A 26,831-nucleotide genomic window follows, 5' to 3' on the forward strand; every position below is an offset into this window, starting at 1 on the left:
GCGTCCTTGCCCCGAGCCGTGTTCGCCACGCTGCTGGCCTGCGCGGCGGTGGGATGCGCCACGCTTGAGCCCCCCAAGCCGATGCCAGTGCTGCCACCCGCGTATACCCATGCCGAGACCGGGCCCGCGGCCCGTGCTGGCGACAGGGGGCTGGCCTGGTGGCGCGCGGGCGAACTGCCCGTGCTCGACACCTGGATAAACGCCGCCCTTGCACGCAATGCCGACCTTGCCATGGCGGGCGTCCGGTTGCGCCGCGCGATGCTGGAGGCCCGCCTCGCGGGCACCCAGTTGACGCCGACGGTGTCGGGCGCCTTGAACACCGGCGTCGCGCGAGGGCTGGGCAGCGCACAACCAGATCCAGGCTCCAGCAGCACCGGGCAGATCGCGGTGAGCTGGGAGCTCGATCTTTTCGGGCGTCTTGGTGCGCTGCGGGACGCCGCCGGCTTCGAGGCGCAGGCGAGCAAGCAGGACAGGCAGGCCGTGCGGCAGGTGCTGGTCGCCAGCGTCATCGACCTGTATTTCCAGCTCGCCTACGCCAACGACCGCGTGGCGATGGCCGAAGCCAGCGAAGGCGACGCCCAACGCATTGTGGCCCTTGTCCAGGCCCGCTTCCAGGCGGGGGCCGAAGGTCGGCTGGCGCTGCACGAGGCGCTGCAAGTGCGCGAGGAACGCACCGCCGACCTGGCGGCCCGGCGCCAGGCAGCCGTGGTGCTGCGCGAGCGCGTGCGCGTGCTGCTCGATGGCGCTTCCGTACCGCAACCCGAGCCCCGGGCATTGCCTGAGATCGCCTTGCCGCCGGTCCACCCAGGCCTTCCGGCCCATCTTCTCGGCCGCAGGCCCGACCTGCGCGCTGCCCAGTGGCGCCTTCAGGCCGCGGGCGCTCGCACTGACGCCGCAGCGGCCAGCTACTACCCTGGCATCGCACTTACCGGTGCGCTGGGCAGTTCCAGCAAAGCCCTCCTCGACGTACTTGCCAATCCGGTCGCCACCTTTGGTGTCGGCATGACGTTGCCCTTTCTGCGGGCACGCATGCTGGGTATCGAGACGGACATCGCACGGACTCGCTACGAAGAGGCCGCAATCGGTTTTCGCAAAGCGCTGTACACCGCACTCGGCGAAGTGGAGCAGGCGCTCTCCGCCCGCACTCGACTCGCCGAGCAGGACGTGGCGTTACGCAGGGCGCAGCTCCAGGCGGCAGAAGCGGCGCGGATCTACGAGGCCCGCTTCCGGGTCGGGCTGCTGCCATTGAGAAGCTGGCTGGATGCGCAGGAACGCCTGCGTGCGGCAGAGGTCGCCCATGCCGCCACGCGACTTGCCCAACTGCAAAACCGGATCCTGCTTTGTCAGGTGTTGGGAGACGGGTGAAGTTGCCGCTTCTGGAGGAAAGCTTTTCGGCTGCTGTCACGCTCTTTTTCTGCACGAGACCGGCGTTCGTCGGCACGGCAGAATGCGGGCCTGGACGGGGCAAGAACTTGATGAAACTGCATCGTGCAAAACGCGATCGAGCCCACACATGACAGGGAGTTGCTTTCAATGCTGACGCAGACGCTGCAAGACGGAGTTGATTCATTCAAGGTGTCGGTGCAGGAAGCGGCCGCCGGCGCTCCCGTGGTTCTTTTCGCGGTGGGCACGGGCGGCCAGCCAGAGCGTCACGCGACTCTCCTCGGTGCCTTGGCCGGTTCTGGCTGCAAGATCGTGGCGCCGCATTTCGAGCGGCTTGCTTCGACCACCCCGAGCGAGGACGAACTGACTCTCCGCGCAAGGCGTCTTTCCCTCGCACTCGACGCATTCACTGAGCCATCGGCGAAGGTGGTGGGAGTGGGGCATTCGATTGGCGCGGCCACCCTCGTTGCCATGGCGGGAGCTCAAATGTGGTTAGCGCCAGGTCGACGCGTCTTTATTGCACCGGACGGTCGCTTGACTCGTCTGGCTCTCTTGGCTCCCCCTACCGGATTCTTCCGCGCGCCCGCAGCGCTTGATGCGGTGCGAGTTCCAGTCCTGACGTGGGTGGGTTCGGCGGACAGCATCACTCCGCCAGTCCAAACCGAATGGATGGCGAGTGCCATGCGCGCTTCGATTGCCGTGGACGTCCGCGTCACGGAAGGAGCAGGTCACTTTTCATTCATGGACATTCCCCCGCCGCATACCACGGAGCCACTGCCCGACAAGAATGCGTTTCTCCAGGCGTATTCGCGCGAGATTTGCAAGTTCGTGATCGGCTGAAGCGCGGAAAAAAAGCGCGCGGCAACTTTGGTGCGAGGGAACAATGGTCGCCACGGGGCGGCCATCTCGGTCGTGGAACCTGATATCTGGAGTGACCCCCGTCTTCTGCAGCTTGTGATTCGAATCACACTTCGGAGTCGATAGAGGTCCGCAGCCGCTGCTTTACTTCCTCACCTCCGTCATATTTCGCCCAAGCGGGCGTGAATGCAATATCGTTCGGGCTTTACCCGCGAATGAAAGTTGCGTGATGTTCCGTGCCGACTTTCATCCAGGCAAATCAACCATATCTCGGCGCGACAATGACCCCGATGCGTCAGTGCTGGGTCAGATGGCGTCCAACAGACAGCGCGTCATCGTGTGGTCCACGTTCGGCGTTGTGGCCACGCTCGCGGTGCTATGCGCATTTCTGATTGCCGACGAACAACGCACGATGCGCGCGGCCGCGGCGGCCGTCATCTCCAAACCGCTGGAGCGGGTTGCCGAAATCAATGCGGCGTTCGCGGAACTGCGCGCCCTGGATGCCCAACCATGCTCCGCGACGCATCTTGAAGCACTGCGGTCCATCGCCTTTCGATCCGCGATCATTCGCGACGTCGTCTACCAGGGCGATAACGCCGGCCCGCGGTGCAACGGCAACATTGGCGCCGCCGCTTCCAGCCTTCCTTCCGACAGTCCCGATTTCACGACCGAGACAGGTCGCCGGATATGGCGCAATGTCGACCTGCCGCTCTCGCCCGGCGTCAAATCCACCCTCGTCAAGGAAGGCGCCTACGAGCTGCTCGTCGCACCGGAGAAGCAGCCGGCGACGGTGGAGGATGGCCGCTACGCGTTGAGTGTCGTGTTGTTGAACAGCGCAACCGGCACGATGCTCGTTGTGCGTGGCGCAGATCCAGGCGTCGCGCAACCGTTGTTCATCTCGGGCTCCACGTACTGGCTTCGGGGCGACATCATTTCAGTCGCGTGCCTGCCTGGGCAGGTCACCTGCTATGTGCTGAAGGCTCGCGGGTTGGCTGTCCTGATGAGCAACCTGATGCTGCTCATCTTCACGGGAATTCTTGCCGGCATCGGTGTGGCGCTCGGCGTCGCATCCTGGTCCGCTCGCGGATACAGAATGCGCACCATCGACGCGCTGCTGCGCGAGGCGGTTGCCAAGAAGGAACTGTTCATGCACTACCAACCGATCGTGGACAACCGGACCGGCGAGACGGTGTCTGCCGAGGCGTTGATGCGATGGACCCTGAAGAGCGGGGAAAGCGTCCCACCTGCGGTATTCATCCCCATCGCCGAAGCGAATGAGCTGATCGGCAAGTTGACTCTGCTGGCGCTCCAGCGGGTCTCCGAGGACTTCGGCGATTTCCTTCGCACCCACAAGAACTTCAAGATCAGCGTGAACGTCGTTCCCGCGGACATGATGGACAGCAGCTTCCATCAGTCGCTGCAGCATCACTTTGTAGAAGCCGGCATCGCGCCGACGCAATTGGCCTTTGAACTCACAGAGCGGACTTCCGCAAGGCTCGAATCCGCAGTGACCGTGATGCTGGAGCTGGGCGGTCGTGGCCACGAAATCTATATCGATGATTTCGGCACGGGGTACGCCAACCTGTCCTACCTCAGCGACCTGAAGGTCGACAAGATCAAGCTGGACAAGAAATTCACCGACACCGTGGGCACGGGCACGTTGAGGGAGCGAATCGTCCCATCCGTGATTGAGCTGGCCAGAGAACTGGGCGTGGAAATCATCGTCGAGGGCGTCGAAAGCAGCGCACAGGTTGAGTACTTCCGGGATCGCGGCGTGCACCTGCTGCAGGGCTGGTTTTACGGCCGCCCGCTGGCTGCGGAGGCGCTTATTCGCACGCTGGAGGCCGCCCAGGCGCCTAGCAATGCTTCGCCATGGGCTGGACAATTCAGAAGATTCGCCGAGGTGTGTTGTGGAGAGGAATCTTGAAGACAATCAGGGCAGCGCTTGTTGATCGAGACCCGAGTCGCAGAGATCAACTGAGTTCGCTTCTTCGGCGGATCGGTCCCTCCGTGCATGAGTTTCAGGATTCCAACGAATTCCTGGAGCGGCTCGCGGAAAATCACGAGTTCGATGTGCTGGTGTTGACTGTCAAGCGCCATTCGGAGTGGCTCGGCGTCTCGGGCATTTGTCGGGCAAAAGATGTTCCGGTCCTCCTCTGCCTGGATGAAATGCAATGGCGATCGCTTCCGCGCAACGCCGATTTCTTCGGGGCCAGCGTCATCGGCATCGCGAGGTTGAGCGGGGAAGAGCTTGAATGGAGGATTGAAGCACTCCTGCACAGGTCCGGTTTTCGTGCAGTGCGCAGCGATGCCGAGCGGGAAGTCAGTTGGGGCGACTATCGCTTTGTGATGGACGGCCGCCATGTGGTGATTCACAAGAACCTTGAAATTCAGCTTCAACCGCTTCAGTTCGACCTGGCCATGGCTCTCTTCGGCAATATCGGCCACGTGGTGTCGCGGGAACTGCTCATGGGCTCGTTGTGGAATGGTTCCACGCAAAGCAGCCGCTCCCGGGCGCTGGATGTATGTGTCGCGAGGTTGCGAACCCGCCTGGCCTTGCGCAAGGAAAACGGATTCTTGCTGGTACCGGTTTACGGACGTGGCTACCAGCTGCTGGCCGCCGCGTCCGCGGATGCGGTTTCCGCCGAGGCCGGTCCGCAGGCTCTTGTGCATGGAAACGCAGTCGTGGAATCCGACGCCCCGGTCATGCAAGCAGTGAATGGCGGCTCCTAGGGGGCGTTTGCCGCTGGGGGTGCCGGCGGCTCCTGGCGGTGTACAGTTGGCCCCCGGCCGCCGCTTGCGCAGTTCCTCGAGGTTGCGCCTGGCGGCGGGCCCGACCGAACCCCGTCTCCAGCAGGCTTGAGCGGCGGGCATGCGGTAACGGCAGGAAACGCCACCGCGGACCGCGTGCGGATCGGGTAGCGTCCGGGGTGTTCCACCGGTTGGCGAACTTGCGCGGCGATTCCTGGTCTGCCAAGCACCCCCGAATCGCCACATCCGCCAGAATCGCCGTTCAGCTCCTACACGCACATGCAATTCAAGACTCCTTCCGTCCTCCCGCTCGCCTTCGCAATCGCCACGGGCGCCCTGATTTCCGCCGCACCCGCTTTCGCGGCCTCCCATGCCGCCAAGCCTGCAGCCCAGAAGAAGCCCGCTGCCACCGCGCCCGCCGCCGCACCGGCGGCCGGGCAAACGGCCGTTGCCGGCGGCCCGCCGGCGCTGCCGGCCAAGGCGTGGTTGCTGATGGACTTCGATTCCGGCGAGGTGCTGGCCTCGGCCAACCCCGACGAGCCGCTGCCGCCGGCGTCGCTGACCAAGATGATGACCAGCTTCCTGGTCGAACAGGCACTCCGGTCCGGCAAGCTCAAGAAGGACGATCTGGTGTCGGTCAGCCAGAACGCCTGGTGCCGCGGCTCGAGCACCGAGTCCTGCATGTACCTGCCGCTGAACAGCCAGGCTACCGTGATCGACATCCTGCGCGGCATCATCGTGCAGTCGGGCAACGACGCGTCCAAGGCGATCGCCGAGCACATGGCCGGCACCGAGGAGGGCTTCGCCAAACTCATGAATGCGGAAGCCCAGCGCCTGGGCATGACGCACACGCATTTCGTGAACTCCACGGGCCTGCCCGATCCCGATCACAAGTCGTCCGCGCGCGACCTTGCGATCCTGGCGCGCGCGATCATCCGCGACAGCTCGGAGTACTACCCGATCTACGCGGAGCGCGAGTTCAAGTACAACGGCATCAAGCAGGGCAACCGCAATGCGCTGCTCTATACCGACCCCACGGTCGACGGCCTGAAGACCGGGCACACCCAGGAGGCGGGCTACTGCCTCGTGACTTCCTCCAAGCGCAATGGCATGCGCCTGATCACCGTGATCCTCAACACCAACAGCGCGCAGGCACGTGCCGACGAAACCCGCGCGCTGCTCGGATGGGGATACGGCAACTTCGAGAAGGCCACCCCCATCCAGCCCAACGCCGTGGTCACGACGACCAACGTCCGCTTCGGCAAGGCCGATACGGTTGCCGCGGGGCTTGGAGCACCCTGGACGGTGACGGTGCCGCGCGGCCAGAAAGTGAACACCTCCGTGCAGATCAACCCGAAGCTGGAGGCACCGGTGGCCAAGGGCGCGGTGATCGGCAAGGTCGTCGCGGAGTCGAACGGCAAGGCGGTGGGCGAGGCGCCGCTGGTCGCGCAGGCCGATGTGGAGCGCGCGGGCTTCATGCTGCGCACGTGGCAGCGTGTGGCCGGGTTGTTCGGCAAGTGACGTTCGGATGCTGCGTGCCGTCGAATTGGGCACGCATCGCATCCGCTGCGCCAAAGCGCGGCTACGGTTTTCAGCGTTTCGGTGAAGGCTGGTCCGCTGAAGCAGGCTCCTGGCCGAGCTGTTCTGCGAGCCCGACGATGATGCCCTCGGGCCCGCGAACATAGGCGAGCCGGTACGACTCCTCGTACTGCATCCGGCCGATGAGTTCCGCGCCTTGGGCCTGCATCCGCGCAACGACACCGTCGAGGTCATCGACGGCAAACATGATGCGGCGCAGACCCAGCGCGTTCACCGGTGCGTCCACCGGCCCGAACCTGACCGCGGCTGGCGTGTGGAACTTGTCCAGCTCGATGCGCTGGCCGTCCGGCGTCCGCAGCATCGCGAGCGTGGCTCGGACGTCTCCGAGCCCTATGAGGCTCCCGACAGCGGGCCCTTCGACCGTTGTCTGGCCCTCAAATTCGAGGCCCAGTTCGACAAAGAACGCCTTCACCGCTTCGAGATCGTCGACGACGATCAGGATGTTGTCCATTCGCTTGATTGACATGTCCTTCGGCTCCTCGTTGATATATCAGGCCGAGCAGCAGATCAGCTCCGGGCCGGCCGCTTTGCTGCCTCGCTGCGCGCCAGCCACAAGCCGCTCGCAATGATCAATGCGCCGCCGCCCAGCGTCCATGCGTCGGGCGCGGCCTGCCAGAACAGCCAGTCCAGCATCAACCCCCAGGCGAGGGCGCTGTATTCGAAGGGCGCGATGGCGGCGGCCTGGCCGTGGCGGAAGGCCTCGGCGATGGCCAGCTGGCCCAGAAAGCCGCTGATGGCCAGACCCGCGAGCACCCACGCGTGCCCGGCCTGGATGGGCACCCATTGCGGTGCGGACAAAAGGCTGCCGCCCACGGCCATGCCTGCCGTGGCCCAGAAGACCAGCGCGGCGCTCGACTCGGTACGGCTCACGAGCCGGCCCAGCATGTTCGACAGCGCATAGCAGACGGCGGCCACCAGCACCGCCAGGGCGCCCGTCGAGAGAAACGCGCCCTGCTCGGGCCGCAGTGCGATCACGACACCGGCGAAGCCCAGCCCGATGGCGGTCCAGTGCCGCGGCTGCACCGACTCGCCCAGCATCGGCACGGCGATGAGCACCATCAGCAGCGGAGCGATGAAGGTGAGCGTGTAGGCCTCGGCCAGGCCCAGCGTCTTCAGCCCGTGGACGAAGAGCGTGAGCATCGCCATGTTCAGCGTGGTGCGCAGCAGGTGCAGGCGCCAACGCAGCCGGCGGTTGAAGACGCCGGCCGCCTCGCGCCGCCACGCGATGTACAGGCACACCAGGGGCAGGGCCGTGAGACCGCGCAGCGCCATCACCTGCACTGGCGGGTAGTGGCCGGCGAGGTTCTTCAGCAGCGCGTCCATGCAGGCAAAGAAGGCGCAAGCCAGCAGCATCGCGGCGATGCCGCGCAGGGTTCCGGTCGGGTACATGGTCGGGTTGTCGTGCGGCAGCGGTGTCAGACCCGCAGGTCCAGCCCTTCCCACGCCTCGAACATTTCCATTTGCTTTTGCAGCCAATCCACGGGCACCGAGTTCGTTCCCCAGTGGTTGAGCCGGCCGGCCGCCTCGCCAAGGTTCCACAGGTGGCGAAGCTGCATGAACAGCGGCAATGCCGCCAGGTCGCGATCGCTGACTTCGCCGCCGCCCGCGCGGTATCCGCGCAGGTAGTGCATCCAGCGCTCGCGCAGCACGTCGTCCGGTGCCTTGAGGTTCTTGCGAAACAGATACGACCAGGGCAGCACGCAGAGGTCGTAGGCCAGGAAGCCCGGGCCGGCATCGTCGAAGTCGAAGAACACCGTCCTGCGGATGCCGTCCGCGTCGGTGTTCACATGGTTGTTGAAGCCGTGCGTGTCGCCGTGGCAGACGACGCGCGTCAGCCCGGGCTCGACCTCGGCCAGTTCTTCAAGCAGGCGCTGCACCAGGAGGCGGTAAGCCTGCAGCAGCTGCGTGCCGATCTCCGGATACACCTGCAGGTAGCCCAGGGTCCGCCCGGCCAGGTGGTGGCCGTCCAGCGTGTAGCGGCTGGGTGGACCGGCGTAGTCACGTGCCGCCCCGTGGATGCGGGCCAGCATGCACCCGGTCAGCTCGATTTCTTCCAGCGTCTCCGGAATCGCGCCTTCGGCATTCCGGAACAGGGCCAGCGCGCGCGGTCCTTCGGGGAATTGCAGCGGTACGCAGGCGCGCCCGTCCGCCGCCGGCACGGCCGCGGCAACCCCGACCCCTTTGGACTGCAGGTGTGCCAGCAGCGCAATTTCGAAATGCGCATTGAAGCCGCCGCGCGGGCGGATCGAGTACAGGCGCGCCACGTAGCGGATGCCGTCCGCCGAAAGCAGCGCGTAGTTGTCATTCAGGCCGCGGCGAATCAGGTGGCACTGCTGCACCGGGATGCCGTGGTGGTGCGAGACCCAGTGTGCGACGGACGATGGGGCCGCGGTCGTGTGGGTAGGAACGAGAGCGGGGTCGTGGGGGCAGGCATCGTGCATGAGCCATTTTCCGCCAAGGGCGCGCTCGCCCGGGCGGCGGATCCGGACGAGGCGCTAGCCGGCATGCTGCTTGAGCACGCGCGGGTCGATCGGAGGCGCCTGCCACAGCTGCACGAGATAGCGGTCCTGCCCCTGCAGCCCATCCTCCGACAGGGAATTCAGGCCTGAACACGACAGCCTCACCCGGTAGGTGCCGGGCTCGATGTCGAAGCGGGCCGCGTCCGGAAGATAGTCCGTGCAGCCCGCCACGACCAATGGGCCGGTCTCCATCACCAGCGAACCTTCGGCCACATGATCGAACGGGGCGAGGTCATCCGCAGGCTCCGCGTCCAGGAACTCGAGCGTCACCGGCACACGCATGTTGCGGACGGTGCCAAGGCCGACCATGCCCGATGAGGTGGCGAGCATGCGCTCCACGGCCGGGTCATCCCAGGCATCCGACAGATCGCCCTGCGCCGTTTCGTCCTGCAGGTAGAACTGAAAGTAGTCCGCGAAGATTTCGAGCTGGTGGGATTGCATGCTGTTGTTCCGGAGTTGAGGGCGCGAAGTGCGCTTGCCTGACTGCACCGGAAGCGTACGCCACAACCGGGGGCTGCGGCTCCGTCGACGGGCATCGCGCCGAAGTGCCGCAGTTGGCTCAGGCTTTGTCCGACTTGCCCGCCGCATTGGCGAACTTGCTGAGCAGGCGGTCGCCCATCCACGGACGGGCGTCCCGGTCTTCCGCCGCTTCCTTGCGGCGGATCGCGTCGCGCACGACGATGGAGCCGATGTAGCGGATCGGCTCCGGCGGAAACAGCCCGAGCGGCCCCCGCAACAGCGGGCTCCGCGTCCAGGCGTTGTCCTCGTCCAGCAGCAGCGACGACAGGATCTGCCCGCCCATGTAGGTGGGCCCTACGCCGTTGCCCGAATAGCCGAAGCCGTAGTAGATGTGCGGCGTGCCGTTGAGCCTGCCGAAGAAAGGAAAGCCGGTCACCGAACGGTCCGAGGGGCCGTTCCAGCTGGCGGTCACGGGCACCTGGCGCAGCGAGGGAAAGAAGTCGCCCAGCGCGCGCGTCAGGTCGGCCTCGTACGGCGAGCGCTGGTCGAACACCGGCGCGATGCGCCCGCCCCAGGCGAAGGTGTTGCCGCCCTTGCCCAGCATCAGCCGCCCATCGACGGTGGTGCGGTAGTAGTAGACGAAGGTGCGCGAGTCGAGCACCGACACACCGTCGATGAGGCCGGTCGCGCGAAGCAGGTCGGGGCATTTCTCGGTGATGACCATGTCGCTCGAGACGATGGCGATGCTGCGTTCGAAGCAGGGCAGGGCACTGGCCATCCAGGCGTTCATCGCGAGCACCAGCTTCGGCGCTTCGATGCTGCCGGCAGGTGTTCGCACCGTGACCGGATGGCCCTGCGTGAAGTCGACCATCGGGCTGCGCTCGAAGATGCGGATGCCCATGCGCAGCGCCACGCGGCGCAGCCCGCGCACCAGCTTTCCCGGATGCACGGTCGCCGCGATGGGCGAGAACACGCCGGCGAGGTTGCGTGCGGAGCCCGAGCGGCGCGCCACCTCTTCCGGCGGCAGGTGGTGGTAGGAGTGGATGCCGCAGTCCTCCAGCCCCTTCATCACCGGGTCGAGTGCGCCGACCTGGGCCTGCGAGGTGGCGGTGTAGAGCGTGCCGTCCTGCCGCAACTCGGCATCGATGCCCTGTGCGCGGCAGAAGTCCGCGATGTGCTGCACCGCGGCTTCCGAGGCCCTCACGAGGCGGATCGCCTCGGCTTCCCCGAACAGCCGGCGCAGCGTGAAGAACTTGGCCGACCAGGTGAGCAGGCAGCCACCGTTGCGGCCGCTGGCGCCCGAGCCGCAGAGGTCGCTCTCGACGATCGCGATGTCCAGTGCGGGGTTGCGCTGTTTTGCCTGGATGGCGGTCCACAGGCCCGTGAAGCCGCCGCCGACGATGCACACGTCGGCGCGCTGCATGCCCTGCAGCGCGGGGGCGAGATCACCGTCGTTGAAAAGGGCCTGTTCGATCCAGAAGGGGCGCATGTCGGCCTCGCAGGTTGTCAGGGCTTGCGCCGCATTTCGTAGGAAAACTCGGACTCGCGCTCGACGACGAACCCGAAGCGCTCGTAGAGCGACTTCGCGGGATTCGCCTTCAGCACGCTGAGCGTGAGGTCGACGCCGGCGCTTGAGGCCTGGTCGACGACCTCTGCCAGCAGCCCGGTGCCGATGCCGCCACCCTGGCAGACGGGCGCCAGCTGGATCTGGATGACGACCCACTCATGCGGATCGCGCGACACCTTGAGCAGGCCGACCGGCATCCCCTCGTGCAGCAGGACCTCGGCGCACTCGAAGCGATGCATCAGCCGCGCCATGTGATGCGCGTCGCTGACCTCGGCACCGGATGCAATGACGTGGCCGTTCATCGTCTGCTGCCGCAGCGCGAGCAAAAAGGGAATGTCCTGCGTCGTTGCCCGGCGCCTGGTCAGGGCGACCGTTGGCGCCGCGCTCATGCCTGTGCCGCGGCAGCGTGTTTGGACGCGATCGCCAGGTGACGCGCGTAGTACGCCAGGTCTGGCGTGCTCGCATCGGCGCACTTGGCCTGGTCGTCCCAGCGCCGGAGGCGGACCGCATCCATTGCATGCGGCAGGGCCTCGAAAGCGCTGGCTTGCGCCGAGTCGAACACGCCGCCCTGCAACTGCAGGCTGCGTTTCGAATCGGGCGACAGCGCTTCGAGGTAGCCGGGCTCCCTGGCGCAGAGGAAGCGCTTGGCATCCACATGCAGGCGGATCGGCTCCAGCGTGGCCGGGCCGAACAACGCGCGAAGAAATGGCAGGCAGCGGTACTGGTGCAGGTCGTCCAGTCCCTGCTGCGTCGGCGTGCCGCCGAAGTCGTGCAGCAGATGCCCCAGGTCATGCAGCAGCGAGGCAGCGATCAGCTCGCTGCCGGCGCCCGCCTGCTCAGCCAGGTGCGCCGACTGCAGCGCATGCTCCAGTTGCGTGACCGGCTCGCCGTCGTACTGCGCGCCGCCCTTGCTTTCGAACAGGCCGACGATGTCGGGAATGCTCAGGCTCATCGTGGTCTACCAGGGCAGCGAATAGGTCTTGCAGTTGGTGAAGCTCTTCATGGCCTCGAGGACGCCTTCCTTGTAGCCCAGGCCCGAGTCCTTGATGCCGCCGAAGGGTGTGAGCTCCAGCCGGTAGCCCGGCACCTCGCGCACATTGACGCTGCCCACGTTCAGCTCGCGGATGAAGCGCGTGATGTAGTCCATGCGGTTGGTGCACACCGCCGAGGACAGGCCGTAGGCCGTGCCGTTGGAGATGCGGATCGCCTCCTCGATGTTCTTGAACCGGATCACCGGCGACACCGGCCCGAAGGTCTCGTGCTTGGCCACCGTCATCTGCGGGTCCACATGGTCGAGCACCGTGGGCGAGTAGAGCGCGCCGCGGCGCTCGTTGCCGCACAGCAGCCTCGCCCCCGCCTTGATGGCCTCGTTGACCACCGACTCGAACTGGATCGCCGCCGCCTCGTCGATCACCGTGCCCATGTCGGTGGCCGGATCCATCGGGTCGCCGTACTTCAGGGCCCTGGTCTTGGCCACCAGCAGTTCGACGAACCGGTCGGCCACCGTCTCATGCACCAGCATGCGCTTGATGGCGGTGCAGCGCTGGCCCGAATTCTTGTAGGAGCCGCTGGCCGCCAGCGTCGCGGCCTCCTCGATGTCGGCGTCTTCCATCACGATGATCGGATCGTTGCCGCCCAGCTCCAGGATCTGCCGCTTGTAGACCGCCTTGCCCGCGATGTACTTGCCGATGGCCACGCCGCCGGTGAAGGTGACGAGGTCGACGTCGTCGCTCGTGAGCATCTCGTCGGCGATCTCGCGCGGGTCGCCGGTGATCACCGACAGCATCTGCGGCGGCAGTCCCGCCTCGTACAGGATGTCGGCCAGGATGAAGGCGGTGAGCGGGGTCTTCTCGCTGGGCTTGAGCACCATGCGGTTGTTGGTGGCGACGGACGGCGCCACCTTGTGGATCACCTGGTTCAACGGATGGTTGAACGGCGTGATGGCGGTGATCGCGCCCTGCAGCGGCTCACGCAGCGTGTAGACCTTGCGGCTCTTGCCGTGGTGCGTGAGGTCGCAGGAGAACACCTGGCCGTCGTCCACCAGGGCCTGGTTGGCCGCGAACAGCAGCACATCGGAGGCGCGGCCCACCTCGTACAGCGAGTCCTTGCGGCACAGGCCCGACTCCATGGTGATGACGCGCGAGATCTCGTCCAGGCGCGAGGCGATGATCTCCCCCGCGCGCATCAGGATCTTGTAGCGCTCGTAGCGCGTGAGGGTGGGCTTGTAGTCGCGCGCGATCCTGTAGGCCACCCGCAGGTCCTCGAGCGAGGCCTTGGGCACGGTGGCGATCACTTCGCCGGTGTAGGGGTAGGTGACTTCGATCGTGCGATCGCGATAGACCTTTTCCCCGGCGATGCGCAGCGCTTCCTTGTGGATGGTGCCTGGCTTCAGCATGGCTTGGCTCATGAGGTTCTCCGCAGTTACTGAGCGTGGTTCAAGGCGAGGTCGAGCGCGTCGAAGTTGCGCAGCCGGCGCCCGGCGGCGATCCCGGTGACCGGTCGGTTGCAGATCAGCGGCACGCGCTGCTCCGAGACGCCGCCGTGCGAGCGCAGCGGCACTTCGAGGGCCGACAGGTCGTGCCGGCTGGCCGAGGTGCCGATGACCGTGCTCTGCTCGCTGACGACCACGATGTCGCCGATGCGGTCCGGCGGCAGCTCGAATCGCTCGGCGGCTTCCTTGCGCGAGAGCACCAGCTCCATGCCGGGAATGCCCTTGATGCGCTCGATCCAGCCTGGCACGCTTGCCTGCGCGGGCACATACACGGTGGCGAAGGAGCCGAGGGCACCGTGGTGCACCACGTACGGGTCGGTGATCGGCAGGATGACCCTTGCCTCGTCCTGGCCGTACCAGCCGTCGAGCACGTCCTGCAGGTAGATGACCTTGGGCGCGCCTTGCGCGTCGTGCTTGTCGTTCATGCCGTGGTCGGCGGTGACGACGATGGTGGCGCCCAGGGCGTCGAGCTGCGACAGGTAGCCGTCCATCATGGCGTAGAAGGCATTGGCCGCCGGGCTGCCCGGTGCGGCCTTGTGCTGCACGTAGTCGGTGGTCGAGAGGTACATCAGGTCGGGGCGACGCGACGCCATCAGCTTCACGCCGGCGGCGAACACGAACTCCGACAGTTCGGCGCTGTAGACCGAGGGCACGGGCATGCCGACCATGTCGAGCACGTTGTCGATGCCGTTCTCCTCCATCGTGACCTGGTCGGACTTCTCGGAGGAAAAGCAGATGCCCTTCATGCGGTGGCCCAGGAGCTTGCGCAGCTTATCCTTGGCGGTGACCACGGCGACCTTGGCGCCTGCGTCGGCAAAGGCGGCGAGCACGGTGCCCGCGCGCAGGTACTTGGGGTCATTCATCATGACTTCCTGGCCGAGTTCGCGGTCGAAGAAGTAGTTGCCGCAGATGCCGTGCACCGCCGGCGGCGCGCCGGTCACGATGGACAGGTTGTTCGGGTTGGTGAACGAGGGCACCACGCAGTCGGCCAGCAGGTCGGCGCCGGACTTCCTCATGCGGTCGAAGTACGGGGCCACGCCCGCGGCGATGGCCGCGTCCAGGTACGCCGGCTCGCAGCCGTCCACGCACACCACGACGACCGGGCGCGACATCCAGCGGTAGCTGCGGGCGTTGACTTCGAGTGTCTCCTGTGTCATTTCAGACTTCCTTTTGGGGTGGGTTGTTCGGGGCTGCAATGGGAGCGAAATCGGCGCGGCCGAAGGCCTTGTGCATGCGTGCGCGGCTGCCGGCGACGTGCTGGCGCAGCGCCTGTCCGGCGACGTCGGGGTTGCCGCTGGCAATGGCGTCGACGATGGCGCGATGCTCGTCGGCCGAGACCCGCAGGCCGCCGCCGCTGTCGAGCGCGCGCATTCTGAAAAGGTGGAGTTCCTTGACCAGGCGCTTGTAGGTTTCGGTCAGCTTCTTGCTGCCCGCGGTGTCGAGCAGGATCTCGTGGAACTGCAGGTTGAGCTGCGCGTACTGCTCCACGTCCTGCGCCTGGGCGGCCGAGCGCATCGCGTCGAGCATGGCGCGCAGCCGCTCGATGCCATCGGGCTTGATGGCGAGCGCCACGCGCCGGCCGATGACTTCTTCCAGGGCCTCGCGCAATTCATAGATTTCGTCGGCTTCCTCGAATGCGATCTCGCGCACGAAGACGCCGCGGTTCTTTTCGTTGCGCACCAGGCCGGCTTCTTCCAGCGCGCGCAGCGCTTCGCGGATGGGGCCGCGGCTGGTATTGAAGCGCTGCGAGAGCTCGCTTTCGTTGATGCGGCTGCCGACGGGGAGCTCGCCCGTCATGATCAAACGCTCGATCTCCTCCTGCATCAGCATCGGCAGCGAGCTGGACTGGAGGAATGCGAGGGCGGCGGAGTGATTGCTGGTGACCATGGGGCGTATTTTCCCGATGGATTGAAAACTGTCAACAATTTTTTATTGACAGTCTTCAATCACCAATCTACATTTTGCCCACCGGCGCTTGGTTCAGCCCTTGCCGGAGCCCGCCACTCACTCACCTCTTCCAGTGACAGCAAGCCCTCAGGAGAAACAGATGACGATGAAACTAAGCACGCGCCGTCTCACGGCGGTTCTGTGTGCGGCGGCGCTAGGCCTTGCGGCCAGCGGCGCCGCATGGGCGCAAAAGACCTCGCTCCTGGTCTACACGGCGCTCGAAACCGACGCGATGAAGCTCTACAAGGACGCCTTCGAAAAAGCCAATCCCGACATCGAGGTGAAATGGGTGCGCGATTCCACCGGCATCGTCACTGCCAAGCTGCTGGCCGAAAAGGCCAACCCGCAGGCCGACGTGGTCGCCGGCCTGGCCGCCAGCAGCCTCGCGCTGCTGGCCCAGGAGGGCATGCTCCAGGCCTATGAGCCCAAGGGCTTCAATGCGCTCAATCCCGCGTACTCGGACAGCGCCCGCCCGCCGTCCTGGGTCGGCATGGACGTGTGGGCCGCCACCATCTGCTTCAACCGCGTGGAGGCCAAGAAGCTGGGCCTGCCCAAGCCCGAGAGCTGGCAGGACCTGGCCAAGCCCGTCTACAAGGGCGCCATCACCATGCCCCACCCCGCCTCCAGCGGCACCGGCTACCTCGACGTGTCCTCCTGGCTGCAGAACATGGGCGATGCCGAGGGCTGGAAGTACATGGACGCGCTGCACCAGAACATCGCCCAGTACGTGCACTCGGGCTCCAAGCCCTGCAAACAGGCGGGCGCGGGTGAGTTTCCCATCGGCATCTCGTTCGAATTCCGTGCGCACCAGGTCAAGAAGTCCGGTGCGCCCGTGGACCTGATCTTCCCGAAGGAAGGCCTGGGCTGGGACATCGAGGCCACCAGCATCATGAAGACGAGCAAGAAGATGGACCAGGCCAAGCGCTTCGCCGACTGGATGGCCAGCAAGGAGGCCAACCAGATCACCTCCACATGGTGGGCGGTGGTGGCCTACCCCGGTGTGGCATCGAAGCTCGAAGGCATTCCCGACAACTACGAGAAGCTGCTGGCCAGGAACGACCTGAACTGGGCGGCCAAGAACCGCGAGCGAATCCTCGCGGAGTGGAGCAAGCGCTACGAAGGCAAGGCCGAACCGAAATAGGGCCCGCCCCCGGGGCTGCGCGCATCTTCTGTCGCGTCAACCGCCCCCTGCCGGGGCGACACCCGCAGCCCTTCTCACAACCCGCGGCGCCCATCCCTGCGGCGTACGCCAACGACGAGTGCGAAAAATGGATATGACCGATACCAAGTTCATTGCCAGCCCGGTGCCCGCGGGCGCTTGCGCCGCGCTGGAGATCGCGGGCGTTCGCAAGGACTTCGAGTCCTTCAGCGCGCTGCGCGACATCCACCTGCGCGTGAACCCGGGCGAGATGCTGTGCTTTCTCGGGCCCTCGGGCTGCGGCAAGACCACGCTGCTGCGGATCATCGCGGGGCTGGAGACGCAGACCTCGGGGCAGATCCTGCAGAACGGCAAAGACGTCTCGTGGCTGCCGCCCGAGCGGCGCGACTACGGCATCGTGTTCCAGTCTTACGCCCTCTTTCCCAACCTCACGATCGCCGACAACGTGGGCTACGGGCTGGTCAATTCGCGCGCGCGCAGAGCACAGATCAAGGCGCGCGTCAGTGAATTGCTCACGCTGGTCGGCTTGCCGACCTCCGCGCACAAGTACCCCAGCCAGCTCTCGGGCGGCCAGCAGCAGCGCGTGGCCCTGGCGCGCGCGCTGGCCACGCGGCCGGGTCTGCTGCTGCTGGACGAGCCGCTGTCGGCGCTCGACGCGCTGGAGCGCATCCGCCTGCGTGGCGAGATCCGCCGGCTGCAGAAGCAGGTGGGCATCACCACCATCATGGTCACGCACGACCAGGAAGAGGCGCTCTCGATGGCCGACCGCATCGTGGTCATGAACCACGGCGTGATCGAGCAGGTCGGCACGCCGATGGAAATCTACGAGCAGCCGGCCACGCCCTTCGTGGCCGACTTCGTGGGCAAGGTCAACGTGCTGCGCGCGGTGGCGCTGGGCCAGCAGCGCTTCAAGGTCGGCGACCTGGAGCTGCAGTGCGATGCCTGCGACGGTGCCTTCGCGCCGGGCGACGCGGTCAACCTCTATCTGAGGCCCGAAGACCGCATGGCGGAGAACCTGCGAGAAGACACCGCCAACCGCATGAGCGTGCTGGTGAGCAAGGTCGAGTTCCTGGGCGGCCTGTGCATCGCGGAAGTCACGGCGCAGGCGCTGCACGGCCAGACGCTGGGGCTGCACTTCTCGCTCAACCAGCTGCACGACCTCGACATCCGCGAGGGCAACACCATCGAGATCGCGCTGCGGGCCAACCGCATCCGCGCCTTCGCGGCACCGGCCGCCCGGACGGTCGCATGAACACGCTGGCGCACACTCCACCCGCGCCCGGCGCGCCCGCCATGACACCGCCCGCAGCCTACCGTCGCACCGGCATGCGCTGGAGCCGTGACGAGATCATCGCGCGCGGCGTGCTGCTTGCGGTGATGGCCATGCTGTTCGTGTTCCTGGTCGCGCCGCTGGTGACCATCCTGGCGCACGCGGTGCAGGACAAGGACGGCCGCTTCGTTGGCCTCGCGCATTTCATCACCTACTTCCAGACGCCCAGCCTGCTGCGCGCGGTCTGGAACTCGGTGTGGGTCGCGGCCGCGGTCGTCGCGATCTCGGTGCCCGCGGCCTTCGTATTTGCCTACGCGCTCACGCGCAGCTGCATGCCGGCCGGGCTCAAGGCCGTTTTCCGGCTGATCGCGCTCATCCCGCTGCTGGCGCCGTCGCTGCTGTCGGCCATCTCGTTCGTGCAGTGGTTCGGCAATCAGGGCGCGCTCAAGTTCCTGCTCGGCGGCGTCTCGATCTACGGGGCGCCCGGCATCATCCTGTCCGAGGTCTACAACACCTTTCCGCACGCGCTGATGATCCTCGTGACCGCCATGTCGCTCACCGACGGTCGGCTGTACGAGGCGGCCAAGGCGCTGCGCACCAGGCCGATGCGCCAGTTCATGACGATCACGCTGCCTTCCTGCAAGTACGGCCTGATCAGCGCGTCGACGGTGGTCTTTACCTACGTGGTGAGCGACTTTGGCGCGCCCAAGGTGATCGGCGGCAATTTCAACGTGCTGTCGGTCGACGTGTTCAAGCAGGTGGTGGGTCAGCACAACTTCTCGATCGGCGCGGTGGTCGGGATGCTGCTGCTGGTGCCTTCAATCGTCTCCTTCGTGATCGACTACGTGGTGCGCCGCAAGCTCAAGGCACAGCTCACTGCCCGCTCGGTGCCCTACAGCCCGAAACCGCGCAAGGTGGCCGACACGCTGCTGCTCATGTTCTGCGCGACGGTATGCGCGCTGTTGCTGGCGATCATCGGCATGGCGGTCTACACCTCCCTGATCACGCTCTGGCCCTACGACCTTTCTTTCACGCTGAAGCACTATCGCTTCGCGCTGCTCGAAAGCGACATGGCGGCCGCCTACACCAACAGCCTCGCCGTCGCCGCGGTCACGGCCGTGGCCGGTTCCTTCATCGTTTTCGTGGGGGCCTATCTGATCGAGAAGACGCGCAATCTGGGAATGATGCGGCCCACGATGCACATGATGGCGGTGCTGTCGATGGCGGTGCCGGGGCTGGTGCTCGGCCTGGGCTATGTGATGTTCTTCAACCATCCGGCCAACCCGCTGGGCTTTCTCTATCAGACGATGACGATCCTGGTCGTCTCGATGATCGTGCACTACTACACCTCGAGCCATCTCACGGCCGTTACCGCGCTCAAGCAGATCGACAACGAATTCGAGGCCGTGTCGGCCTCGCTCAAGGTCCCGTTCATCAAGACCTTCTTCCGCGTGACGGTGCCGGTGTGCCTGCCCGCGATCCTGGACATCGGGCGCTACTTCTTCGTGGTGTCGATGGCGAGCCTGTCTTGCGCCATCTTCCTCTACACGCCCGACACCATCCTGGCTTCGGTCGCGATCATGCACATGGACGACGCGGGGGACATCGGCCCCGCGGCCGCCCTGGCCAGCCTGATCGTCGTCACCTCCGTCGTCGTGTGCATCGTTTATTCGCTGCTCACGCGCGTGCTGCTGACGCGCACGCAGGCCTGGCGCCTGCTGGGGCGCACCTGAGATCGCGTTCCCCCTCGACCTTCCCGCTCTTCACCTGTACGGAGATATCACGATGAGTTCGATCACCAGCCCCATCCTTCTCACGCCGGGCCCGCTCACCACCTCGGACCGCACCCGCAACGCCATGCTGCGCGACTGGGGATCGTGGGACAGCGACTTCAACAAGATCACCGCGCGCATCCGCGAGCGAGTGCTCGACATCGTGCACGGCAAGGGCACGCACGAATGCGTTCCGATGCAGGGCAGCGGCACCTTCTCGGTCGAGGCGGCCGTCGGCACGCTGGTGCCGCGCGATGGGCATGTGCTGGTTCCGAGCAACGGCGCCTACTGCCAGCGCCTTGCCCGGATCTGCCGGGTGCTCGGGCGCAAGGTCACGACCATCGACTACACCGAGGACCGGCAGGTGCAGCCCGACGACGTGGAGCGCGCCCTTGCCGCCGACCCGAGCATCACGCACGTGGCGGTGGTGCACTGCGAGACAGGGGCCGGCGTGCTCAATCCGCTGCATGAAATCGCGCTCATGGCGGCCAGGCACGGGTGCGGCCTGATCATCGACGCCATGAGCTCCTTCGGTGCCATCGAGATCGATGCGCGCAAGACGCCTTTCGATGCGGTGATCGCGGCCTCCGGCAAGTGCCTGGAAGGTGTTCCGGGCATGGGCTTCGTGGTCGTCAGGCGCAGCACGCTCGAGAAGTGCGAAGGCAACTGCCACTCGCTGAGCATGGACCTGTACGACCAGTGGGTGTACATGGAGAAGACCACGCAGTGGCGCTTCACGCCGCCCACGCACGTGGTCGCCGCGCTCGACGAAGCGATCGCGCAGTACATCGAGGAGGGCGGCCTCGCGGCCCGGGGCGGGCGCTACGCGCGGAATTGCAAGGCGCTGGTCGACGGCCTGGCCGCGCTCGGGCTGCGCAGTTTTCTCGATCAATCGATCCAGGCGCCGATCATCGTCACGTTCCATGCGCCCGACGACGCGAACTACGACTTCAAGACCTTCTACCAGGAGGTGAAGAAGCGCGGCTACATCCTCTACCCGGGCAAGCTGACCCAGGTCGAGACCTTCCGCGTCGGCTGCATGGGCCACTTCGGCGAAGCGGGCATTCCGGGTGCGGTGGAAGCGATCGGGCAGACGCTCAAGGCGATGGGCATCCGGCAAGGCGAGGGCGTGGTGGCGGCGTGAGCGAGCAGACGCCGCGCAGCGCGGCGACGCGTTGCACGACCGCTTCGCGCGGCGGGCCGGGACCGGGGAGAATCGGGCGTGCCCAAGCCTGCCGTTCCGATCCACCCGACTCACCCGATACCCCCGACCCCCGTGGCGTCCACCGGACTCACGGGCTTCATCCTCACCCGCCACTGGCGAGACACCCCGGGCGGCACGGAGATCGAGTACTGGCTGGCAACGGATGCAGGACCGAGGAAAGTGGTCCTGACCTCCCAGACGTCGGTCGCCTTCGTCGAGACGCGGCACAGGGCCGCGGTGGAAGCGCAGCTTGCGGCCTTGCCGGGACTGCAGCTGCGTGAACTGGAGCTAAAGACTTTCGATCGGAACCCCGTCTTCGGCGTCTATGCGAAGCACTTCCGCCAGTTGGGCCGCATGGCGCGCGCCCTGCAGGCGCAGGGCGTGCGGGTGTTCGAAGCCGACGTGCGCCCGCACGACCGCTACCTGATGGAGCGGTTCATCACCGCCGGCGTCCTGGTGGAGGAGGGCCGCGCAGACCGCGCCACCATTTACGACGGCAGGCTCAAGCCCGCGCCTGAATTCCGGCCGATGCTGAAGATGGTGTCGCTGGACATCGAGACGAGCCAGGACGAGGCGCTCTATTCCATCGCGCTGGACGGCGCGCAGGAGCGCGTGGTCTTCATGCTGGGCGAGCCGCCGCCGCCGCCGCCGCAGCAGCAGCAGCCGTCGGGCGAGCCCATGGACTTCGCGCTTGTCTATTGCCCGACCCGCAAGGCCATGCTGGAGCAGTTCAATGAATGGCTCGAGCGCAACGACCCGGACGTCGTGGTCGGCTGGAACGTCATTCAGTTCGACCTGCGGGTGCTCCAGAAGACCGCCAACGACTGCGGGACGCAGCTCCTGCTGGGGCGGGAGCGTCGGCCCATCGACTGGCGCACCCATCCGGGCAAGCAGGGCTACCTGTTCGCGCCCACGCCCGGGCGGGTGATCATCGATGGCATCGACGCGCTGAAGGCGGCGATGTGGAGCTTTCCGTCCTTCAGCCTCGAGAGCGTCTCGCAGGCGATGCTGGGGGAGGGCAAGGCCATCGGCGACGAATACGACAAGATGGCGGAGATCGAGCGGCGCTATCAGCAAGACAAGCCCGCGCTCGCGCGCTACAACATCCGGGACTGCGAGCTGGTCCTGCGCATCTTCGACAAGGCGAAGCTGCTGCAGTTCGTGATGGAGCGGGCGCACACCACGGGCCTGCAGGCCGATCACTTCGGCGGCTCCATTGCCGCGTTCAGCCACCATTACCTTCCAAGGATGCATCGCCTGGGCTATGTGGCACCGAACGTGGGCGAGATCCCGAGCAAGGCTTTCCCCGGTGGCTACGTGATGGACTCCAAGCCCGGGTTCTACGACTCCGTCGTGGTCCTCGACTACAAGAGCCTCTACCCCTCGATCATCCGGACCTTCCTGGTCGATCCGGTGGGGCTCGTGGAAGGCGCCAATGCCGGCGACCCGACGATGGTCGTCAAGGGTCCGCAGGGGACCGCCTTCTCGCGTGAGAGGCACTGCCTGCCGGAAATCGTGACCACGCTCTGGCGTGCGCGCGACGAGGCCAAGCGCGCGAGGAACGAGCCGCTGTCCCAGGCGCTGAAGCTGCTCATGAACTCCTTCGCCGGTGTGCTCGGCGCGGCCGACTGCCGCTTCTTCAATCCCAAGCTCGTTTCCGCCGTCACCCTGCGCGGCCACGAGATGATGAAGCTCACGCGCGACTTCGTGGAGCGCCGGGGCTACGAGGCCATCTACGGCGACACCGATTCCATCTTCATCTGGCTCAGGCGCACCCACAGCAACGAGGAAGCGCATGCGGTCGCGGCGGGCCTGGCGCGCGACATCAACGACTGGTGGACGCGCACGCTTCGCGAGGGGCAGGGGCTGGAGAACTTCCTCGAAATCGAATTCGACACCCACTACCGGAAGTTCTTCATGCCCACCATTCGCGGCTCGGAGGTGGGCAGCAAGAAGCGTTATGCCGGCCTCGCCGTGGACGCCGACGGCAAGGAGGAAATGGTCTACCGCGGGCTGGAGATGGCCCGCAGCGACTGGACGCCGCTGGCGCGCCAGTTCCAGGAGGGCCTGCTGTCGCGCATCTTCCAGGGCGAGCCCTACAAGGCGTTCGTGACCGCCTATGCGCAGTCGATGCTCGCCGGCGAGAAGGACGACCTTCTCATCTACAGGAAGCGCCTGCGCCATCGCCTCGACGCCTATCAGGTCAACGTGCCGCCGCAGGTTCGCGCCGCTCGCACAGCGGACGAATACAACGCCCGCATCGGAAGGCCCAGGCAGTATCAGAACGGCGGCTGGATCCGCTATGTCATGACCCGCAACGGGCCGGAGCCGCTGGAAACGCGCCATTCCCGCATCGACTACGAGCACTACCTGAGCAAGCAGCTCCAGCCGATCGCCGACGCCATCCTGCAGCCGTTGGGCGACAGCTTTGCGGCCCTGACGAGCCTGCAGCAGGGCTTGTTCTGACGACTAGGTGCATGTGGTCGCGAATGTTCGCTACCGCACAGACGGACTTTTGCCGGGGACCAGAAACTGCGGCCACTCATGAAGCCCGCGCGCCCTCTCATCCTGGCCTTGAACGGCGGCTCCTCCAGCATCCGGTTCGGTGTGTACCGGATGGGCGGGAGGCCGGCGTGCCAGCTTCAGGGCAAGCTGGACCGCATCGGCGTGGGCGGCTCCACCCTGCGCTTCGCGGGGGCGGACGGCGTGGCGCACGAAGTTGCGCTCAGGGCTGTCAGGGACTACAGCTCGGCCACCAAGGCCGTGCTCGACTGGCTGAGCGCGCGCAAGGTTTTCGACACGCTCGCCGCCGTCGGCTACCGCCTGGTGCACGGCATGGGCCACACCGACCCCGAACTCGTCACGCCCGACCTGCTGGATGACCTGCGCCGCATCCAGTGGGTCGACCCCGACCACCTGCCGGACGAGATCGAGTTGATCGAGGCCGTTCGAAAGCACGTGCCGTCACTGCCGCACGTTGCTTGCTTCGACACGGCCTTCCACAGCCACATGCCGCTCGTGGCCAGGATGCTGGCCATTCCCCGGCGCCTGGGCGAGAAGGGCGTGCGCCGCTACGGTTTTCATGGCTTGTCGTACGCCTATCTGATGCTGGCGCTGGCGCGCGCTGCCGGTCCGGCTGCCGCGAAGGGGCGGGTGGTTCTCGCGCACTTGGGCAGCGGGGCCAGTCTGGCGGCGGTGAAGGACGGCACGGGCATCGACACCAGCATGGGTTTCACGCCCGCCAGCGGCATGCCCATGGGCACGCGCTCCGGCGACATCGATCCCGGTCTGGCGCTCTATCTTGAAAGAACCGAGCACATGACGCCCGTGCAGTTCGACGCCATGACCAAGGATGCATCGGGGCTGCTCGGCGTCTCGGGGACCAGCTCCGACATTCGCGACCTGCTTGCGCGCGAAGCGGTCGATGCCAGGGCCGCGGATGCGGTGGCCTTGTTCTGCTACCAAGCGAAGAAGTGGGTCGGCGCCTACGCGGCCGCGCTGGGCGGGCTCGACACGCTGGTGTTCTCAGGCGGCATCGGCGAGAACTGCGCGGCGGTGCGGGCGCGCATCTGCGAGGGGCTCGAGTTTCTCGGCGTGCGCCTCGATGCGTCGCGCAACGCCGCCAATGCCGACGTGATTTCCGTTGCCCGCAGCCGCGTCACCGTGCGTGTCATTCGGACGAACGAGGAGTGGATGGTCGCGAGGCTGACCGCCGCCCGCGTGTTCGCAGACTGCCCGCCGAAGGGCGAAACGCCGGAATGATCGGCTCCGCGAGCCTCGCGCGGATCGGCCTCCACAATGCGCCACCAGGGAATCGGTGTCCGCTCGCTGGCGCGCGAAGACGCCCTGGGCGGTCTCAGAGCGCCGAGGGTTCCTCGCCGCCTTCTTCTGCCTCCGCCAGATCCTCGAGAGCCTGCATCTCGCTCGCCGACAGAGGCTTGCCGATCGGCGCCGCGGCCTTCCCGATCCGGACCGCGGCCATGTCGGCTTCGTTCGGGTATTGCCCGGAAATCCAGTAGTCGAACACACGGCGCACGATGGGTGCGGCGTGGGCCGCACCGAAGCCTGCGTTCTCGACGATGGCCGCCACCGCAATGGTCGGCGCCTCCGCCGGCGCAAAGGCCATGTAGAGCGCGTGATCGCGTTGTCGTTCTTCGAGTGCCTTGCCGCTGGCGCGCGCCTTCGGCCCGAGGCCGACCGCCTGCGCCGTGCCCGTCTTGCCGGCCGAGGTGTAGGCGGCCCCGGCGAACACGCGGGTGCCCGTGCCGCCCTTCGTGACGGCAACCATCGCATCGCGCACCACGTCGACGTGCTTTTGCGCGTAGCCCAGATCCCGGGCCTGGGGCTGCACCTGCTCCACCACCTCGTCGGTGACGGTGTCCTTGATGGCGCGCACCAGGTGCGGCCGATAGTGCATGCCACCGTTTGCCAGCGTGGCGTTGGCGGATGCGAGCTGCAGCATCGTGAAGCTGTTGTAGCCCTGTCCGATGCCCAGCGAGATGGTTTCGCCGGCGTGCCAGGTCTTCATGTCGGGGCGGCGATACGCGGCACGCTTCCACGCCTTGCTCGGCAGCACGCCACGTGACTCGCCAAGCAGGTCGATGCCGGTGAACTGCCCGAAGCCCAGTGGCGCCATGAACTCGTGAATCAGGTCGACGCCCATCTCGTTGGCCAGCGAGTAGAAGTAGGTGTTGCTCGAAAACTGGATGGCGCGGTGCATGTCCACCCCGCCCAGCCCGCCCCGATGACTGAGGAAGGTGCGCCCGCCGAAGCTGTAGGAGCCGGGGTCGTTCTCGACCTTGTCCGCGGCACGCGTGCCGGTCTCCAGCGCCGCCAGTGCCATGAAGGGCTTGTAGGTGGAGCCCGGCGGGTAGGTGCCGCGCAGGGCACGGTTGAGCAGCGGCTTGTCGATGGACTCGATGAGCGCGGTCCAGCTTTCGTGGTCGATGCCCTCGACGAAGAGATTGGGGTCGAAGGTGGGCTTGCTCACGAAGGCGAGGATCTCACCCGTATTGGGGTCGATGGCCACCAGCGCGCCGCGGCGCTCGCCGTACATGTCCTCCACCAGTTTCTGCAGCTTGATGTCCAGCGACAGCATCACGGTGTTTCCCGGCGTGGCGGGATGGCGGGCCAAACGCCGCACCGCGTGCCCGCCGGCGGAGGTTTCCATCTGCTCGACGCCGGTCTGGCCGTGCAGTGTTTTCTCGTAGCTCTGCTCGATGCCGAGCTTGCCGATGTAGTCGGTGCCCCTGTAGTTGGCCTGTTCTTCGTCGTCCCAGTCCTCCATGGCGGTCTTCTCGCGCTGGTTGATGCGGCCGATGTAGCCGATGACGTGCGATGCCACCTCGCCATGCGGGTAGGTGCGAAACAGACGCGCCTTGATCTCGATGCCCGGGAAGCGGTAGCGCTGGGCCGCGAAGCGCGCGACTTCCTCGTCGCTCAGGCGGGTGCGGATGGGGATGGAATCGAAGCTGCGCGCGTCTTCGCGCAGGCGCTTGAAGCGGCGCCGGTCGCTCGGCGTGATCTCGACGATGGCCTCCAACTCATCCAGGGCCGAGCCGAGGTCCCCCACTTTCGAGGGCGTGATTTCCAGGGTGTAGGCCGCATGGTTCGAAGCCAGCACGACGCCATTGCGATCGAGGATCTGACCCCGGTTGGGCACCACAGGCACGACGGCGGTGCGGTTGCTTTCCGCCCGGTCGGCCAGTTCTTCGTGGCGCACGACCTGCAGGAAAGCCAGGCGCGCGCCGATCAATCCGAAACCGAACAGCACCACACAGCCGACCACCACCACACGGCGGCGAAAACGGGAAAGCTCGGCGGCGGCATTGCGGATTTCATTCATCTGGAAA

22 protein-coding genes are annotated in these 26,831 nt (G+C 66.2%); 11 read left to right on the top strand and 11 right to left on the bottom strand.

Annotation, left to right across the window (positions count from 1 at the left end):
- The first annotated feature begins 18 nt into the window (after positions 1-18).
- The 5 genes from QRN67_RS16575 to QRN67_RS16595 all read left to right on the top strand — a co-directional run bounded on the left by QRN67_RS16575 (position 19) and on the right by QRN67_RS16595 (position 6,513).
- Positions 19-1,365 carry an efflux transporter outer membrane subunit gene (locus tag QRN67_RS16575; protein WP_285412706.1) on the top strand — a complete coding sequence of 449 codons (1,347 nt, stop codon included), beginning with the start codon at positions 19-21 and terminating at the stop codon, positions 1,363-1,365.
- Between the two features lie 168 nt (positions 1,366-1,533).
- Entirely contained in the window at positions 1,534-2,223 is a 690-nt protein-coding gene (locus QRN67_RS16580) for an alpha/beta hydrolase family protein (protein ID WP_106937980.1), read from the top strand.
- 247 nt (positions 2,224-2,470) lie between these two features.
- Entirely contained in the window at positions 2,471-4,168 is a 1,698-nt protein-coding gene (locus tag QRN67_RS16585; protein ID WP_285412708.1) for an EAL domain-containing protein, read from the top strand.
- Positions 4,169-4,251: 83 nt separating this feature from the next.
- On the top strand, positions 4,252-4,974 hold the full coding sequence (locus QRN67_RS16590) for a winged helix-turn-helix domain-containing protein (protein WP_285412710.1): 723 nt from the start codon (positions 4,252-4,254) through the stop codon (positions 4,972-4,974).
- 297 nt (positions 4,975-5,271) lie between these two features.
- Positions 5,272-6,513 carry a D-alanyl-D-alanine carboxypeptidase family protein gene (locus QRN67_RS16595; protein ID WP_081269193.1) on the top strand — a complete coding sequence of 414 codons (1,242 nt, stop codon included), beginning with the start codon at positions 5,272-5,274 and terminating at the stop codon, positions 6,511-6,513.
- A gap of 70 nt (positions 6,514-6,583) precedes the next feature.
- Here the strand turns inward: QRN67_RS16595 and QRN67_RS16600 are convergent, their stop codons facing one another.
- From QRN67_RS16600 to QRN67_RS16645, 10 genes are all read right to left on the bottom strand, one after another.
- Positions 6,584-7,057, bottom strand: a complete 474-nt coding sequence (locus QRN67_RS16600; protein ID WP_285412711.1) for a VOC family protein — start codon at positions 7,055-7,057, stop codon at positions 6,584-6,586.
- 41 nt (positions 7,058-7,098) lie between these two features.
- Positions 7,099-7,980: a DMT family transporter gene (locus QRN67_RS16605; protein WP_285412712.1), complete on the bottom strand. Its 882-nt coding sequence runs from the start codon at positions 7,978-7,980 to the stop codon at positions 7,099-7,101.
- 26 nt (positions 7,981-8,006) lie between these two features.
- Entirely contained in the window at positions 8,007-9,032 is a 1,026-nt protein-coding gene (locus QRN67_RS16610; protein WP_285412713.1) for a phosphotransferase enzyme family protein, read from the bottom strand.
- Between the two features lie 54 nt (positions 9,033-9,086).
- Entirely contained in the window at positions 9,087-9,551 is a 465-nt protein-coding gene (locus QRN67_RS16615) for a hypothetical protein (protein WP_285412714.1), read from the bottom strand.
- A 118-nt stretch (positions 9,552-9,669) separates the two neighbouring features.
- Positions 9,670-11,058 carry an FAD-dependent oxidoreductase gene (locus tag QRN67_RS16620; protein WP_285412715.1) on the bottom strand — a complete coding sequence of 463 codons (1,389 nt, stop codon included), beginning with the start codon at positions 11,056-11,058 and terminating at the stop codon, positions 9,670-9,672.
- A 17-nt stretch (positions 11,059-11,075) separates the two neighbouring features.
- Entirely contained in the window at positions 11,076-11,525 is a 450-nt protein-coding gene (locus QRN67_RS16625; RefSeq protein ID WP_285412716.1) for a GNAT family N-acetyltransferase, read from the bottom strand.
- Entirely contained in the window at positions 11,522-12,088 is a 567-nt protein-coding gene (locus tag QRN67_RS16630; RefSeq protein WP_285412717.1) for a phosphonate degradation HD-domain oxygenase, read from the bottom strand. Before QRN67_RS16630 ends, QRN67_RS16625 begins: the two co-directional genes overlap by 4 nt.
- 6 nt (positions 12,089-12,094) lie before the next feature.
- Positions 12,095-13,543, bottom strand: coding sequence for a phosphonoacetaldehyde dehydrogenase (gene phnY / locus QRN67_RS16635; protein ID WP_285412718.1), 1,449 nt, complete (start codon positions 13,541-13,543; stop codon positions 12,095-12,097).
- Positions 13,544-13,557: 14 nt separating this feature from the next.
- On the bottom strand, positions 13,558-14,784 hold the full coding sequence (gene phnA, locus QRN67_RS16640) for a phosphonoacetate hydrolase (RefSeq protein ID WP_106937990.1): 1,227 nt from the start codon (positions 14,782-14,784) through the stop codon (positions 13,558-13,560).
- 1 nt (position 14,785) lies between these two features.
- Positions 14,786-15,514, bottom strand: coding sequence for a phosphonate utilization associated transcriptional regulator (locus QRN67_RS16645; protein WP_285412720.1), 729 nt, complete (start codon positions 15,512-15,514; stop codon positions 14,786-14,788).
- 160 nt (positions 15,515-15,674) lie between these two features.
- Here QRN67_RS16645 and QRN67_RS16650 point away from each other — a divergent pair, with 160 nt between their 5' ends.
- The 6 genes from QRN67_RS16650 to QRN67_RS16675 all read left to right on the top strand — a co-directional run bounded on the left by QRN67_RS16650 (position 15,675) and on the right by QRN67_RS16675 (position 24,741).
- Positions 15,675-16,715 carry a putative 2-aminoethylphosphonate ABC transporter substrate-binding protein gene (locus tag QRN67_RS16650; protein ID WP_285412722.1) on the top strand — a complete coding sequence of 347 codons (1,041 nt, stop codon included), beginning with the start codon at positions 15,675-15,677 and terminating at the stop codon, positions 16,713-16,715.
- A 127-nt stretch (positions 16,716-16,842) separates the two neighbouring features.
- The gene (locus tag QRN67_RS16655; RefSeq protein ID WP_285412723.1) at positions 16,843-17,985 is read left to right on the top strand and encodes a putative 2-aminoethylphosphonate ABC transporter ATP-binding protein; all 1,143 of its coding nucleotides are present in this window, start codon (positions 16,843-16,845) and stop codon (positions 17,983-17,985) included.
- Positions 17,982-19,736: a putative 2-aminoethylphosphonate ABC transporter permease subunit gene (locus QRN67_RS16660; protein ID WP_106937994.1), complete on the top strand. Its 1,755-nt coding sequence runs from the start codon at positions 17,982-17,984 to the stop codon at positions 19,734-19,736. The genes QRN67_RS16655 and QRN67_RS16660 overlap by 4 nt, the downstream gene beginning before the upstream one ends.
- Positions 19,737-19,788: 52 nt before the next feature.
- The gene (locus tag QRN67_RS16665) at positions 19,789-20,919 is read left to right on the top strand and encodes a 2-aminoethylphosphonate--pyruvate transaminase (protein WP_106937995.1); all 1,131 of its coding nucleotides are present in this window, start codon (positions 19,789-19,791) and stop codon (positions 20,917-20,919) included.
- Between the two features lie 132 nt (positions 20,920-21,051).
- Complete coding sequence (locus tag QRN67_RS16670) at positions 21,052-23,445, top strand: DNA polymerase II (protein ID WP_285412724.1); 2,394 nt, start codon at positions 21,052-21,054, stop codon at positions 23,443-23,445.
- Positions 23,446-23,523: 78 nt separating this feature from the next.
- Complete coding sequence (locus tag QRN67_RS16675; protein WP_106937997.1) at positions 23,524-24,741, top strand: acetate/propionate family kinase; 1,218 nt, start codon at positions 23,524-23,526, stop codon at positions 24,739-24,741.
- Between the two features lie 94 nt (positions 24,742-24,835).
- On the opposite strand, the gene mrdA is transcribed toward QRN67_RS16675, so the two are convergent.
- Positions 24,836-26,824 carry a penicillin-binding protein 2 gene (gene mrdA, locus QRN67_RS16680; RefSeq protein ID WP_285412726.1) on the bottom strand — a complete coding sequence of 663 codons (1,989 nt, stop codon included), beginning with the start codon at positions 26,822-26,824 and terminating at the stop codon, positions 24,836-24,838.
- Between the last annotated feature and the right edge of the window lie 7 nt (positions 26,825-26,831).

The sequence above is a fragment of the Variovorax sp. efr-133-TYG-130 genome (genome assembly GCF_030208835.1).
Taxonomy (GTDB): Bacteria; Pseudomonadota; Gammaproteobacteria; order Burkholderiales; family Burkholderiaceae_C; genus Variovorax.